The organism is Paenibacillus oryzisoli (assembly GCF_001653565.1).
GTDB classification, from domain to species: Bacteria; Bacillota; Bacilli; order Paenibacillales; family NBRC-103111; genus Paenibacillus_E; species Paenibacillus_E oryzisoli.
This window is the reverse complement of record NZ_LYPB01000049.1, coordinates 66,949-80,659: the sequence shown is the minus strand read 5'-3', so window position 1 is coordinate 80,659 and position 13,711 is coordinate 66,949. Positions and strand designations below refer to the sequence as shown.

At 45.9% G+C, this 13,711-nt stretch carries 11 protein-coding genes; 9 read left to right on the top strand and 2 right to left on the bottom strand.

Annotated features, from left to right (window positions below):
• Window positions 1–8: 8 nt before the first annotated feature.
• From A8708_RS06410 to A8708_RS06400, 3 genes are all read left to right on the top strand, one after another.
• The gene (locus A8708_RS06410; RefSeq protein WP_068662674.1) at window positions 9–1,016 is read left to right on the top strand and encodes a GDSL-type esterase/lipase family protein; all 1,008 of its coding nucleotides are present in this window, start codon (window positions 9–11) and stop codon (window positions 1,014–1,016) included.
• A 245-nt stretch (window positions 1,017–1,261) separates the two neighbouring features.
• Entirely contained in the window at window positions 1,262–3,340 is a 2,079-nt protein-coding gene (locus A8708_RS06405) for a family 16 glycoside hydrolase (protein ID WP_068662673.1), read from the top strand.
• A gap of 108 nt (window positions 3,341–3,448) precedes the next feature.
• Window positions 3,449–3,946 (top strand): metallophosphoesterase family protein, encoded by a 498-nt coding sequence (locus A8708_RS06400; RefSeq protein ID WP_068662672.1) that lies wholly within the window; start codon window positions 3,449–3,451, stop codon window positions 3,944–3,946.
• Between the two features lie 95 nt (window positions 3,947–4,041).
• On the opposite strand, the gene A8708_RS06395 is transcribed toward A8708_RS06400, so the two are convergent.
• A complete protein-coding gene (locus tag A8708_RS06395) occupies window positions 4,042–4,905 on the bottom strand; it encodes an aldo/keto reductase (RefSeq protein WP_068663007.1) in 864 nt (287 codons plus the stop codon).
• Window positions 4,906–5,258: 353 nt separating this feature from the next.
• On the opposite strand from A8708_RS06395, the gene motA reads away from it, so the two are divergent.
• Both motA and motB read left to right on the top strand, forming a co-directional pair.
• Window positions 5,259–6,053 carry a flagellar motor stator protein MotA gene (gene motA / locus A8708_RS06390; RefSeq protein WP_068662671.1) on the top strand — a complete coding sequence of 265 codons (795 nt, stop codon included), beginning with the start codon at window positions 5,259–5,261 and terminating at the stop codon, window positions 6,051–6,053.
• Window positions 6,050–6,856: a flagellar motor protein MotB gene (gene motB / locus A8708_RS06385; protein ID WP_068662670.1), complete on the top strand. Its 807-nt coding sequence runs from the start codon at window positions 6,050–6,052 to the stop codon at window positions 6,854–6,856. The genes motA and motB overlap by 4 nt, the downstream gene beginning before the upstream one ends.
• A gap of 1,010 nt (window positions 6,857–7,866) precedes the next feature.
• On the opposite strand, the gene A8708_RS06380 is transcribed toward motB, so the two are convergent.
• A complete protein-coding gene (locus tag A8708_RS06380; RefSeq protein ID WP_068662669.1) occupies window positions 7,867–9,798 on the bottom strand; it encodes a methyl-accepting chemotaxis protein in 1,932 nt (643 codons plus the stop codon).
• 256 nt (window positions 9,799–10,054) lie between these two features.
• Here A8708_RS06380 and A8708_RS06375 point away from each other — a divergent pair, with 256 nt between their 5' ends.
• The 4 genes from A8708_RS06375 to pstB all read left to right on the top strand — a co-directional run bounded on the left by A8708_RS06375 (window position 10,055) and on the right by pstB (window position 13,708).
• Window positions 10,055–10,975, top strand: a complete 921-nt coding sequence (locus tag A8708_RS06375; RefSeq protein WP_068662668.1) for a phosphate ABC transporter substrate-binding protein — start codon at window positions 10,055–10,057, stop codon at window positions 10,973–10,975.
• A 169-nt stretch (window positions 10,976–11,144) separates the two neighbouring features.
• Window positions 11,145–12,083 (top strand): phosphate ABC transporter permease subunit PstC, encoded by a 939-nt coding sequence (pstC, locus tag A8708_RS06370; protein ID WP_068662667.1) that lies wholly within the window; start codon window positions 11,145–11,147, stop codon window positions 12,081–12,083.
• Complete coding sequence (gene pstA / locus A8708_RS06365; RefSeq protein ID WP_068662666.1) at window positions 12,080–12,937, top strand: phosphate ABC transporter permease PstA; 858 nt, start codon at window positions 12,080–12,082, stop codon at window positions 12,935–12,937. Before pstC ends, pstA begins: the two co-directional genes overlap by 4 nt.
• A gap of 3 nt (window positions 12,938–12,940) precedes the next feature.
• Window positions 12,941–13,708: a phosphate ABC transporter ATP-binding protein PstB gene (gene pstB / locus A8708_RS06360; RefSeq protein WP_068662665.1), complete on the top strand. Its 768-nt coding sequence runs from the start codon at window positions 12,941–12,943 to the stop codon at window positions 13,706–13,708.
• Window positions 13,709–13,711 lie beyond the last annotated feature (3 nt).

The following is a 13,711-nucleotide window of genomic DNA, read 5'->3' as shown; positions in this document are numbered from 1 at the left end:
GGGCAACGATGCTATATCCGCTTAAGGAACCCAAGGTGGAACTTCACCATGTAACCGAAGGGGTGGAAGACGAAATCAAAGGGCTGCGATTATGCCGGATTCCAGAGAAGCTGCGGCTGACGCTGAATGAATTTGCTCAGCGAAACGCTCAGAGCACTGCGGGCTCTGAAATCCGATTCCGCATGATCGGCGATCGCGCAGAGATCGGGCTATGGTGGGAGCCGCATCTTGAAACCCCGATTACGACAATGGCATCCCTTGTTATAGGTGATTTGCAGGCTGAGATTTATTATGTACAGAGGGGATATAACCGAATCGTCATCAAGAGATATGAGTTACTACCGGAGTTAGAAATGATTCCCCTACAGACTGCCTACGATAGGCAGCTGTACCGACTCGTGCTTCCCTATCAAGGGAAGGTGTATCTCTCTTCTGTAGAAGGTGAAGTAGAGCCACCGTACAGCTTGAAGATCCCTGGCAGTAGCTATCTAGCGTACGGCTCCTCCATTACTCATGGAGCTTCAGCGTGGTCGCCGACCGGAACGTATGCGTTCCGGTTGGCCCAATTGCTTGGTTTGGAATTACGTAATTTCGGGTTAGCAGGCGGCGCAAAGCTTGAACCGCAAATGGCGGACTATTTGATGGAGCTGAAAGGCTGGGAGATCGCTACTGTCGAGCTTGGGATCAATGTGGTGTATGACTGGACGGCAGAAGCGTTTCGCGATGCGCTTGATATGTTTCTAAACAGATTAGTCGCTGGTCTTGGCGAGCGCAAGGTATTCGTCACGGACATGTTCTGGTTTGCCATGGACGCATCTGGGGATCCGAAGGCTGATCTATTTCGAGCTATTGTTCAACAAGCCGTCAGTATGCGAAATCATTCGGGTATGATAGGTATTCCTGGCAGGGATTTATTGGAACCAGAGAACCAAACGCTCGATTTGGTACATCCGTCTCAGGCAGGAATGGAGCAGATTGCTCAGCGGCTATACGCAGCGATCTCTGGGCATTTGTAATAACATATGAAATCGAAGATCGGCAAAGGCTGGTTTCCAGTCTCTACGATTTCGAGGATACTTGAAGGGAGGTGAGAGAGCCGCATTTGCGTGAAAAAGTGAAACTTACCTGATGACAGACATAGCTTCATTAGGTGAACTGCCTGTAGTGATGAATGTTCAAGTGAAAGAAACGTAGTTTTGGAATGAAAATTATTGAAAGCGTTAACAAGAATTGTAATTTAACATGCAAAGGGGAATGATTCATGTATTTGGCTAAAAAGTTATTCACTATTTTCGCTGCTATTGTTATCATGCTCTCCTTCTTAGGAGCAATACCTAAAGCCGTTATGGCTGCGGGTACTATTTATTATGTGGATTCTTCGAGATCGGATGACAGTGGAGATGGGAAAAGCGCAGCGACAGCTTGGAAAAGTTTGACCAAGGTGAATGCGACAACGTTCGCAGCTGGCGACCAGATCCTTTTTAAATCAGGCGGTACGTGGACAGGGCAGTTATATCCGAAGGGATCAGGTGTGTCTGGCAGCCCGATCGTCATTTCCAGCTACGGCAGCGGAAGTAAACCGCTTATTAATGGGAACGGGCTAACGATGAATGCGGATGGCAGTGGCGGATCGGCTGTCTATTTGTACAATCAAGAGTACTGGGAAATTAAGAACCTAGAAGTGACGAATAAGGGAGCGACTGCTGCCAAACGTTTAGGCGTCAATGTGGTTGCTTCGGATTATGGAACGGCCAACTACATTCATATTTCCAACCTTACTGTGCACGATGTGAATGGGATCAATACGGATAAGAAAAACGGCGGCATCGCTGTGCAGGCATTAGGAACTTCCGTATCGACGAAGTGGAATGACGTGCGCATCGAAGGAAATACGGTCTACACGGTGGATTCAACCGGTATTCAGACGCACTCCCGCTGGATGAACAGGGGCGGTATGGTTGATTCTGGTCCTTGGTCGGGCTTTACGAACGTGCTTATTCAATATAACACCGTGTATGATATCGGACGTGATGGCATTCTGGTTAGAGTAAGTTCGGCACCCGTTATCCAGTACAATGTTGTTCATCATGCGAATGTGCGTTCTGGTGCTGAGGGGGTCGCCATCTGGCCGTTCAATACAGACGATGCACTTGTGCAATACAATGAAGCCTATAGCACGCATGGGAGTCTGGACGGTCAAGGATTTGACTCCGATTATGACTCCAATCGAACGATCATTCAATATAACTATAGCCATGACAACGAAGGCGGTTTCGTTCTGATTTGTAATAACGGCACAAGTAATTTCAACAATGGCACGATTGTGCGATATAACATCAGTCAGAACGATGGTACTCGTATTTTTCAACTGGCAGGTCCAGTCACCAATACGAGTATTTATAACAATACGATCTATATTGGCGCGGGAGCAGGTACCCATATTCTATTAATCAACGATTGGGGAGGGTATGCGAGCAATACGTCTTTTAAAAATAATATTATCTACAACCTAGGCAGCGGCGGATATATCATGGGAAGCAGTACGAATACGGTCTTTGATTCTAATGTTTTTTATGGCAATCACCCTAGTTCTGAGCCTAGCGATGCGAACAAGCTTACAACGAATCCGCTTCTAGTTAGTCCTGGAACGGGGACGAGTCTAATAGGTGTGGATGGCTATAAGCTGCAGACGGGTTCACCTGCCATCGATAGCGGTGTTGCAATTAGCAGCAACGGTGGTAAGGATTATTGGGGCAGTGCAGTACTGGCGGGCAGTGTAACAGATCGTGGGGCATACGAAGGTGTGGGGATCGGTTCCCCGCCAGTGGTTACTGTGTTTAGTGATAATTTTGAAAGTGGTTCCAGTAGTTGGACGACAAGCGGCGGTACGTGGAGCGTAATCACGGACGGCAGTAAAGTGTTTAATCAGTCCTTGGTTACTGGTGAGGCTCTTGCTTTTGCTGGGAGCGCTTGGACGAACTACACCTATTCTTCGAAGGTGAAACTAAATAATGCTTTTGCTAACGCAGGACTGCTTTTCCGTGTCACAGATGCAAACAACTACTATATGCTGCGCATCAACAACAGCACGAATGCCCTTGATTTATATAAAAAGGTAAGCGGGACATTGACCTTGCTATCGAGTGTTTCTTTCAGCTCAACAATTAACACATGGTATGACCTCAAGGTGAAGGTAACCGGGAATAATATCCTCGGCTCGGTGAATGGTACGCAGCTGATTAACTATACGAATGGAACAACGGAGCTGAGCACAGGCAAAGTTGGTTACCGCATGGCTTCTTCTACTGCTAGCTTTGATGATGCTGTGGTTACGCAGTAAAGTGAAATGCATGGGATGTCGTGTCGCTCCCAACATATAGTTGCATTCCTACTTTTTCCTGATTAGTATATCCTTAATAACTAGTTGAAATGGGAAGGAGTATAAGGGATGCGAATAGGGGTTATAGCAGATACGCATTTATCCTACCGTGCCACGAAGCTGCCCGATGCGCTTGTAGCAGGGCTGCAAGGTGTCGATCTTATCCTTCATGCAGGAGATTGGGTGAGTGAGCATGTTATTGAACTTGTCGAGCAGATCGCACCATGTGAGTCTGTGGCTGGGAATAACGATGGGGAAGATATTGTAGAGCGATTCGGGAAAAAGAAACTGTTAACCTTCGGTAATTTCCGAATAGGGCTTATCCATGGGGATGGTTTCCGGAAAACGACCGAAGAAAGAGCACGGGAGGCGTTCGAGGCTGAGCGGCCCGACATGGTGATCTTTGGACACTCACATATTCCGTTTCTTCAAATTGTTCAAGGAACGATGATGTTTAACCCAGGTTCGCCTACGGATAAAAGAAGACAGCCTCGCTACTCGTATGGCATTCTCCAGTTAGGGGAGCAATGGAAGGCGGAGCATTTCTACTTCGACTCCAAAGAGTAATACCTAGAATTGTTTCAAGTCTACATAAACATTTAAACAAGGGGCTACGCCACAAGTAGGTGATTCTACTTGGGGTAAGCCCCTTGTTTCAGTTTCTACCGGACATACCACTCGCCAGACACCCAGTCTGTCGATTTCCACTTCAGCACATCCGGATTGGCCAAATGCATGATTTCCTTCAGGAAATCGAGTTGCTCGAGATCGGTCATCGGCTTGAAGTTTTTGGCTATCGCCAGATTCTGCTCAAGTTGTTCCATAGACTCCATACCAACGATAGCCGTAGAAATCGGTAAAGACAATGTGTAACGCAAAGCTTTCTCGTACCATGGTGCCAATTGGCCAAGCGCCATAACTTTCATACCGATGACTGCGATGCCCTTTTCATTGGCTGCGGGCAGAAACTCGTGAGCGAAGCTATAGACGAGGTGATCGGCAGCGGATAGAGCAACAAGTGCGCTATCGAAAGGAAAGCGATCAATCGCTTCCAATTGGACATGCGGATTCGTATGCCCACTGATCGAAATATGCTTGATCATGCCTTGTTCCTTGGCTTCAATTAATGCTTCGAGTGCGCCGCCTTTGGCAAAGCACTGATCAAGCTCTTCCATTTTCATAATGTTATGTAAGCGCCATTCTTCAACATGATCTGTCTGCAGCCGTTTCAGGCTGTCTTCGAGCAGTCGCAAGGAACCGTCTCGCGTACGGTCATTGGTTTTGGTTGCAATCCATACGTCGTTGCGACGATTATGGAGCGCCAGTGCTTTGCCTAATCGCTCTTCAGACTGCCCTTTCGAGTAGCTCGGGGCTGTGTCATAGTAAGTAATCCCTTCGTCAATCGCACGATTCACAATGTGGATCGCTTCATCCTCCGTGCAATTATGTTCATCGACAATACGTTGTGCACCAAAGCTTAGTATTGGGAAATGGGCTCCCGTCTGGCCAAAAGGTCGTTGTTCCAATCCAATCATTCCTCCTACAGTGGCATGCTGAAGTTATTCAATCCTATCGTTCCCAAAATGGATGCCAAGACATACCAATTTTACTACAAGTGTTGAATTTCGAAAGAGAGCGATTTAAGAAGGAATCCAATGCACCTCCATATAATTAAAGGAGGAGAAGTTCTTCGTCAGAATTCGACCAAATTGCTTCGAAATGATGAACAATTGGGTCTTTCGGCCCAATATATTTACGGAAAAAGGATTGTGGTAAATCGCAATTAATCTTATTATGAATATAGGGCTCAGTTATTGTCGAAAGCTTGGTCAAACAAGCTGAAATACATAAATCGATTACTTGAAGAGGTGCATGAAGGATGGAAAAATCGTCAATTATTGGAATCGTGCTGGCTGCAGTATCCATTGGCTTTGGTATGGTGCTCAAAGGTGCAAGTCTAGCGGCTTTATTGAATCCGGCGGCTGCATTAATCATTTTCGGAGGAACAGCTTCAGCACTGTTCATAGCCTTCTCGATGGATGAGATCAAGAAGATTCCGGCCTTATTAAAAATTATTTTTACCGAACAGAAACTAATGCCTAAGAAAGAATTGATTGAGACGTTTATTAACTGGGTGAGCATCACACGTCGGGAAGGACTGCTATCTTTGGAGAAGCAAGCTGAAGAGCTTTCTGATCCTTTCATGAAAAGTGGCATGCGACTCATTATTGATGGGAATGACCCTGACTTCGTGCGCGATGTACTTCTTGAAGATATTGCTGAAATGGAAACGAGACATAAGAAATATGCGAGTATATTTACACAAGCAGGTACATATGCGCCTACATTAGGGGTACTTGGCGCGGTTGTCGGACTTATTGCTGCACTTGGTAATTTGAGTGAAGTCGAGAAGTTGGGACACTTGATTTCAGCTGCCTTCGTTGCAACGATGTTCGGTATTTTCTTGGGTTACGTTATTTTTCACCCGTTTGCTAACAAGCTGAAACAGAAGTCCAAGAAAGAAGTTGAAATTAAACTGATGGTGGTAGAAGGGTTACTTTCCATCCAGTCTGGTGTGTCTGCCAATTCTGTGAAGCAGAAGATGATGATCTTTGTTGCGAATAAAGATCGAGCGTCTTATGAAGAAGGTGCGGAGGGGGCAGCTGCACAGTGAGTAAAAAAAAGAAGCATGAGGATCATGAAGAACATGTCGATGAATCCTGGCTGATTCCCTATGCGGATTTATTGACTTTACTACTGGCCCTTTTTATCATTTTATTTGCATCAAGTCAACTTGACTCGAAGAAATACGACTCCATTATGCGATCGTTAAATAATGCTTTCACAGGTGGCGAAGCGCCATTCGCTATGTCAAATTTAATTCCAATTGATGATGCTGCGAGTTCAACTAAAAATAACTTTAAGAACCAGAATCCTCCTACTAAAGAAGAGAACAAAATCGAGAGCCAGCTGGCCGCTAAGCTTCAGAAGGAAGAGAAGGATCTGGAAGAATTGAAGAAAAGCATGGATGCGTTCATCAAAGAGAATAACATGAGTGAGCAGCTGACGACCAAATTGGATAATGAAAAGTTGACGATTACCATTAGTGATCGAGCACTGTTCGATTCCGGATCGGCTACCATCAAGCAGGAGTCTCAGAAACTCGCCACATCCATGTCGAATCTATTGGGGGAATATCCTGGCTATCAAGTCGAGGTTGCTGGACATACGGATAATATTCCGATTCACCGGGCAGATTTCGAGACGAATTGGGATTTGAGTGCCAAGCGTGCCGTGAACTTTATGAAATTGCTGCTCGTCAATACTAAGATTCAACCAGCCTCATATTCCTCCGTTGGCTATGGCGAGTATCGCCCTATCGTTGATAATGCTACAACTGAAGGCCGGGCCACGAATCGCCGTGTAGAAGTGAGCATCCTACGCAATATAAAAGCAACGGATGAGATAGCGAAATAAACGATGGATTGTAAATGAAAAGAGCTAAGCGGCTTGGTAAGCGCTTAGCTCTTATTGTTTGATTCCATGCGATGCGGTGTGCACCCGTAAGTCGAAAATATCGACTTACAGAGCCCCAGCAGAGCCCCGGCGGAGCGAAAAGGGACCCGTAAGTCGAAAATATCGACTTACAGAGCTCCAGCGGAGCGAAAAGGCACCCGTAAGTCGGAAAAATCGACTTACAGAGCCCCGGCGGAGCGAAAAGGCACCCGTAAGTCGAAAAAATCGACTTACAGAGCTCCAGCGGAGCGAAAAGGCACCCGTAAGTCGAAAAAATCGACTTACAGAGCTCCAGCGGAGCGAAAAGGCACCCGTAAGTTGAAAATATCGACTTACAGAGCTCCAGCGGAGCGAAAAGGCACCCGTAAGTCGAAAAAATCGACTTACAGAGCTCGAGCGGAGCGAAAGGGCACCCGTAAGTCGAAAAAATCGACTTACAGAGCTCCGGCGGAGCGAAAAGGCACCCGTAAGTCGAAAAAATCGACTTACAGAGCTCGAGGAGAGCGAAAGGGCACCTGTAAGTCGGAAAAATCGACTTACAGAGCTCCGGCGGAGCGAAAGGGCACCCGTAAGTCGAAAATATCGACTTACAGAGCCCCGGCGGAGCGAAAAGGCACCCGTAAGTCGAAAAAATCGACTTACAGAGCTCGAGCAGAGCGAAAGGGCACCTGTAAGTCGGAAAAATCGACTTACAGAGCTCCGGCGGAGCGAAAGGGCACCCGTAAGTCGAAAAAATCGACTTACAGAGCCCGGCGGAGCGAAAAGGCACCCGTAAGTCGAAAAAATCGACTTACAGAGCTCGAACAGAGCGAAAGGGCACCTGTAAGTCGAAAAAATCGACTTACAGAGCCCCGGCGGAGCGAAAAGGCACCCGTAAGTCGAAAAAATCGACTTACAAGGGTGAAACGATCTCAATCGCGGCAAGCAGCAAGCAGTGTTACGTTGCAACAGCTATTCCTTATATGTATTAGTTACTTAACCCCGACTAACTCTTTCTTTTCTTGACGCTGTTCCTCGTCTTTATGCTCCGGTTGTTGTTGAGCGACGTCACGTTTTGGTTCAACTGCGTGCTCTACGTTCAATTCCTGTTCAATTGCTGCTATTTGTTCCACAATTTGTTCCACGATTGGATCTTCAGCAGCAGGGACTTCTACTTCTACGATTTCATCCTCCCGAATAACCTCCGCAATCTGAAACTTACTAATTTCCTCAAAAAGCTGCTGAGCCAGCTCCAATATATCATCAGACTCTTCAGCAATTCGACGGATCGAAGCGTCCTGCTCAATGCTGGTTGAGTTCACTTCTTCCACGCCTGCGGCGGTCTCTTGCGCAATCGCAGCAACGAACTGAACGGAATCGACGAGATGATCGTTTTTGGATTGGGCTTGTTCGATTTTCTGATGAATCTGTTCAATCTGCTCACGGATGACTAAGGTCGATTGCTCAATTCGATGGAAAGAACCGAAGGTCATCTCTACGTGGCTGCTTTGCGTCAGAGCAGACTCACGCGCATCGACCAATGAAAGCTGCAGTTCCTGGATTTGCCCTTGCAGCGTCCCGATGATACCGCTGATCGTCTTCGACGATCCGTTCGTTTGCAGAGACAGCTCGCGCACTTCTTCCGCGATCACGGAGAAGCCGCGGCCGTGCACGCCGGCTCTTGCCGCTTCGATCGCGGCATTCAACGCTAGGACATTTGTCTGCGTTGAGATTTCCATGATCGAGCGCACGATCGCGCCGATCTGCTTGGAGCTGGCGCTGAGCGTCTGCATCGCCGCATCGACCTTCTCCAGCAGGAGCTGCGACTGCGCAGTTGACGCTTTGAGCGCCTGCACGGAGGCAGTACCTTGCTGCGTATCGAAGGCAGCCGCGTCGCTGCTGCGTTTCATTTCATGGGTATACGCGTTGATATCGCGGATCTCTTCTTCTAGTTCGGCAATGAGCATCGAGCTGCTCTCTGTTTTCATCGCTTGTTCATCCGCGCCCGTTGATATCTCATGAATCGCTTTGAGAATATCGGAATTCGCCGAAGCCGTCAGTTGGGAGAAGCGATGAAATTCATGCGAGTGAGCAGATAGTGATGAAGCGATGCCCTTAGTTGCACCAAGCATGAGGCGAACTTGCCGTATCATCTGGTCAAAGCTATTACTCAATTGCCCTAGCTCATCTTTGGCAGAGGAATTAATAGTGTGGGTTAAATCTCCAGATGCAATGCGAGCAACGGCTCTTTGTAGAACCGAAATCGGACGTGTGAATGAGGTAATAATGAGAAAAGCGATAGTCAAGGTAAGAAAGAAAACGAAAGCAGAAGCAATTAACATGATGGTACGGCTATTATTGAGTGCCTTGGAGGAGTCTGCAATTGCAGCTGCTGCGCCGTCAGCATAGGTGATGTAGAATTTATCAACTAATCCAAAGATGTTATCCTTCAACTCTTGCGATTCACTATATAAGTACAACAGGTTAATCTGGAGATCGTTTGGCTTGATGCTCGTGTCTTGAACCATTTTAGCTGCGGAATCGAAATTGTTTATGTAATCGACTGATGCTTGAATTAACTGGCTTCGCCATTTTTGCTGATCAGGAGTGCTTGCCGTATCGCCTATCTTCTTAATGAAGTCATTGTAGGGTTGTCGTTTAGCATTGTACTTCTCAATGAATTCCGGTTTCTTGGAGATTTCCAGACCAGAAGCAATGATGTTCATTTCCTGAACCAGATTCTTAAGCTCTAGGGCCATCACCTTGAGATCAACTTTATTGTTCTGATCGGTCATATGCTGCTTAATTTGCGTCACTTGATGTAGATTGAACAGGGCCACGGCCAAGAAAATGAACAACACGCCGCTGAAGCTTGCAATTAATTTTGCACGCATAGAGAAGTTGGACAACAACATTTTACCCATATGTATACCTCCTATAAATAGCTCAGACACACCATGCGTCTAATTACTTATTAATATAGGGGACTTCTATTAACTAAAGCGTCGAACTATGTAAACGATTTGTAAATTAAAAGTTTTACATTACGTTAACGTTTCGTGGGTTTGTAATTTACATTCGCTTGTTACCATAGGGAAGTAAGGTCGTTCGACACACAAGAAGATGGGGATCGAACTTAACCAAATCCAGCACATACATTCAAAGGAGGACATGTTAACTATGTTTAACTTCATGTCGAAAAAAGGAATTACATTTACACTATCCGCGGTATTAATGATGGGGACTTTGGTTGGTTGCGGCGCAAAAACAGAGACGAACAACGCAGCAGCAACAACGGCAGCAACGACAGCAGCTTCAGCTTCTGCTAAGCCGACGGATGCACCTAAAACAGAGTTGAGCGGTACAATAACAGCTTCCGGTTCCAGCGCACTTCTTCCATTGGTTAAACAAGCAGCAACAGAATTTATGGAAAAGAACCCAAAAGTAACGGTTAACGTTACTGCTGGTGGTTCAGGTACAGGAATTAAAAACGTAGCAGACGGAACATCCGATATCGGTAACTCCGACGTAGAACCTGCTGCTGAATATAAAGATAAAGGTCTTGTGGACCATCAAGTTGCTATCGCACCTTTTGCTTTCATCGTGAACAAAGATGTGAAAGTAGACAACCTGACAAAAGCACAAGCGACTGACATCTACATGGGTAAAATCACGAACTGGAAAGATGTTGGCGGTAATGATTTGAAAATCGTTCTTGTTCACCGTCCGGATAGTTCAGGTTCCCGTACACTTGTTAAACAAATTATTTTGGATGGCAAAGAATTCACGAAAGACGGTATCACACAAGAAAACAGTGGTGCAATGAAAACAGCAGTAGTAGGTCAATCCGGTTCCATTGGTTATGTAGATACACCTTACATCGATGATACTGTTAAAGCATTGAAAATTGATGGCGTAGCTTTCACAGAAGACAACATCAAGAACGGCACTTATAAATTGTTTGGCGTAGAGCATATGTACACAAAAGGCGAAGCGAAAGATCCTGCGAAAGCATTCATCGCTTATATTCAAAGCAAAGAATTCCAAGCTAAACAAGTGCGTGATTTGAAGTTCTTGCCAGCTGACCTGTTGAAAAAATAAGATATCTCATCAAGAGCGTCTGCATATACATGCGGGCGCTCTTTTTCTATGTCGAATTCGCACCGCGAAACTTTTACATTCCCTTAACAAATCATTTACGATCCAATGACATTCATATTCTATGATAATAGTAAGTCTTGTGTTAATGCAGAGAAAGGGGAATCACGAAGTGAATTCCATAGTAGATCAATTAACCAGCGCCAAAGCGGACGCTAGGAATCGTCCAGTCATCACCAAATGGACCCAAAGACAGCATAGACAGGATAGGATAATGAGATGGTTGTTTGTAGGTAGTGCTGCATTGGTTTCTGCCATCATTTTCTCTATCATTGTTTTTGTTGGTATGCAAGGGATCAAGACCTTTCAAGGTGTGAGTCCTCTCGAGTTTTTCTTCTCAACCGACTGGACGCCTGGTCAAAATAAATTCGGTGCATTTCCATTTCTGTACAGCACATTGCTTATGACAGTTGTGGCGGTCGTTATCTCCGTTCCGCTTGCCTTATCTGGCGCGTTGTTTATGGCGAAAATCGCTCCCAAATGGATGCGTGAGATCATGCGCCCTGCAACAGACTTGTTCGTCGGCATTCCATCCGTTGTCTATGGTTTGATCGGAATGACCGTCATTGTGCCGGCATTAGGCAGAATGACAGGTAATGTGGCTTACGGTATTTTACCAGCCTCTATCATCTTAGCCATTATGATTCTCCCTACTATTCTGTCCATTTCCGAAGATGCCATTCGTTCGCTTCCTGGTCGTTTGGAAGAAGCTTCACTGGCACTGGGAGCAACTCGGTGGCAAACGATGTGGCGTGTACTCTTGCCAGCGGCAAGACCTGGTATTCTAACAGCAATCATCCTTGGGATGGGCCGCGCAATTGGTGAAACGATGGCCGTATTCATGGTTATTGGGAACTCGCCTCAAATGCCCAAATCGCTGCTTGACTCCACGACGGTATTAACAACAGCGATCGTGAAAGATATGGGAAATACGAATTACGGATCAACTTGGAACAACGCGCTTTATCTGATGGCGCTGCTTCTCCTTGTCATCTCCTTATCTCTCATTCTTATTATTCGTATCGTAGCTAAGAGGAGTGAACTCAAATGACAAGTAAAACAACGGATCGGATCGCCACCCTATACTTCTGGGCATCGGGTATTATCATTATCGGGATTCTGGCATGGTTTCTCGTTCGCATATTAGGTGATGGCCTGCCTTACCTCTCCTGGCATTTCATTTTCGGTCAACCGGAAGAAATTAAAGCTGGCGGCGGGGTAGGACCACAGCTCTTCAATTCCTTCTACGTTCTGTTCTTATCGCTCGTAATTTCAATTCCTATCGGCTTGTTCTCAGGCATTTACTTAGCGATTTATGCACAAAAAAACTGGTTCACTGATCTCGTCAGAATATCGGTTGAGGCCCTTTCTTCCGTACCGTCCATCGTTTTTGGTCTTTTCGGATTCCTCTTATTCGCTAATTTACTGGGGCTCAAATTTTCAATCATTGGTGGCGCGGCCACCGTGGCACTGTTGAATCTACCCGTCATGGTAAGGGTTACAGAAGAAGCCATCCGCACTGTGCCTGACTCCTACTGGGAAGCAAGCTTGGCACTGGGCTCAACCAAATGGCAGGCGATCCGTAAGGTGCTCATTCCAGCAGCATTACCTAACTTAATTACCGGGATCACCTTGATTGCCGGTCGTGCACTTGGTGAATCTGCTATTCTCATCTACACAGCCGGGTTGTCCGTTTCACGCTTTTTCCCTGATTTCAATCCGCTCAAAATGGGAGAGACGCTCTCCGTTCATCTCTGGTATATCGGTGCAGAATCGCTTGTTCCAGATGCGAAAGAAATTGCTAAAGGCAGTGCTGCTCTTCTATTAATCGTTGTATTAATCTTTAATCTGCTGGTTTCGATACCAAGTCGAATCTTACAAAAAAGACTTTCCGGGGGGAAATAACATATGGCTATTGCGACGAAGTATAAAATTAAAGCAGAGAAATTAAATTTATTCTATGGAGATAATCAGGCGCTTCATAATGTAGATTTAAGTATTGAAACAGGAACAATTGCTGCGTTAATCGGACCTTCCGGTTGTGGGAAATCAACTTTCCTACGTACCTTAAACCGCATGAATGATCTTATTGATAGTGTACGTATTACGGGGAATGTAGCTGTGGACGGACACAATATCTATGGTCAAGATTCTGACGTTGTTTCGCTCCGTAAGCGTGTAGGCATGGTATTCCAACGTCCCAATCCATTCCCAATGAGTATCTATGATAACATCGCTTATGGCCCGCGGATTCATGGCATTAAGAAAAAGGCTGTGTTGGACGAGATTGTGGAACGCAGTCTTATACAAGCTGCGCTTTGGGACGAAGTCAAGGATCGGCTGAATAAGTCTGCGATGGGATTATCCGGTGGACAACAGCAACGTTTATGTATCGCCCGTCTACTCGCTGTAGAGCCAGATGTACTGTTAATGGATGAGCCGACTTCGGCATTGGATCCCATTTCAACCCTGAAGGTAGAAGAACTAACACAAACCTTAAAAGAGAAATATACGATCATCATCGTGACCCACAACATGCAGCAAGCAGCGAGAATCTCAGATCGAACCTCTTTCTTCCTGAACGGTTATTTAGTTGAAACCGATCAAACCGATAAGATCTTCACGAATCCAAATGATCAACGTACAGAAGATTACATTACCGGACGTTTCGGTTAAAAC

Bases quoted from the DNA above. Each gene is read 5' to 3' on its own strand.
- A8708_RS06410 (WP_068662674.1), top strand. From the start codon at position 9: ATGCTATATCCGCTTAAGGAACCCAAGGTGGAACTTCACCATGTAACC.
- A8708_RS06405 (WP_068662673.1), top strand. From the start codon at position 1,262: ATGTATTTGGCTAAAAAGTTATTCACTATTTTCGCTGCTATTGTTATC.
- A8708_RS06400 (WP_068662672.1), top strand. From the start codon at position 3,449: ATGCGAATAGGGGTTATAGCAGATACGCATTTATCCTACCGTGCCACG.
- motA (WP_068662671.1), top strand. From the start codon at position 5,259: ATGGAAAAATCGTCAATTATTGGAATCGTGCTGGCTGCAGTATCCATT.
- A8708_RS06380 (WP_068662669.1), bottom strand. From the start codon at position 9,798: ATGGGTAAAATGTTGTTGTCCAACTTCTCTATGCGTGCAAAATTAATT.
- A8708_RS06375 (WP_068662668.1), top strand. From the start codon at position 10,055: ATGTTTAACTTCATGTCGAAAAAAGGAATTACATTTACACTATCCGCG.
- pstA (WP_068662666.1), top strand. From the start codon at position 12,080: ATGACAAGTAAAACAACGGATCGGATCGCCACCCTATACTTCTGGGCA.
- pstB (WP_068662665.1), top strand. From the start codon at position 12,941: ATGGCTATTGCGACGAAGTATAAAATTAAAGCAGAGAAATTAAATTTA.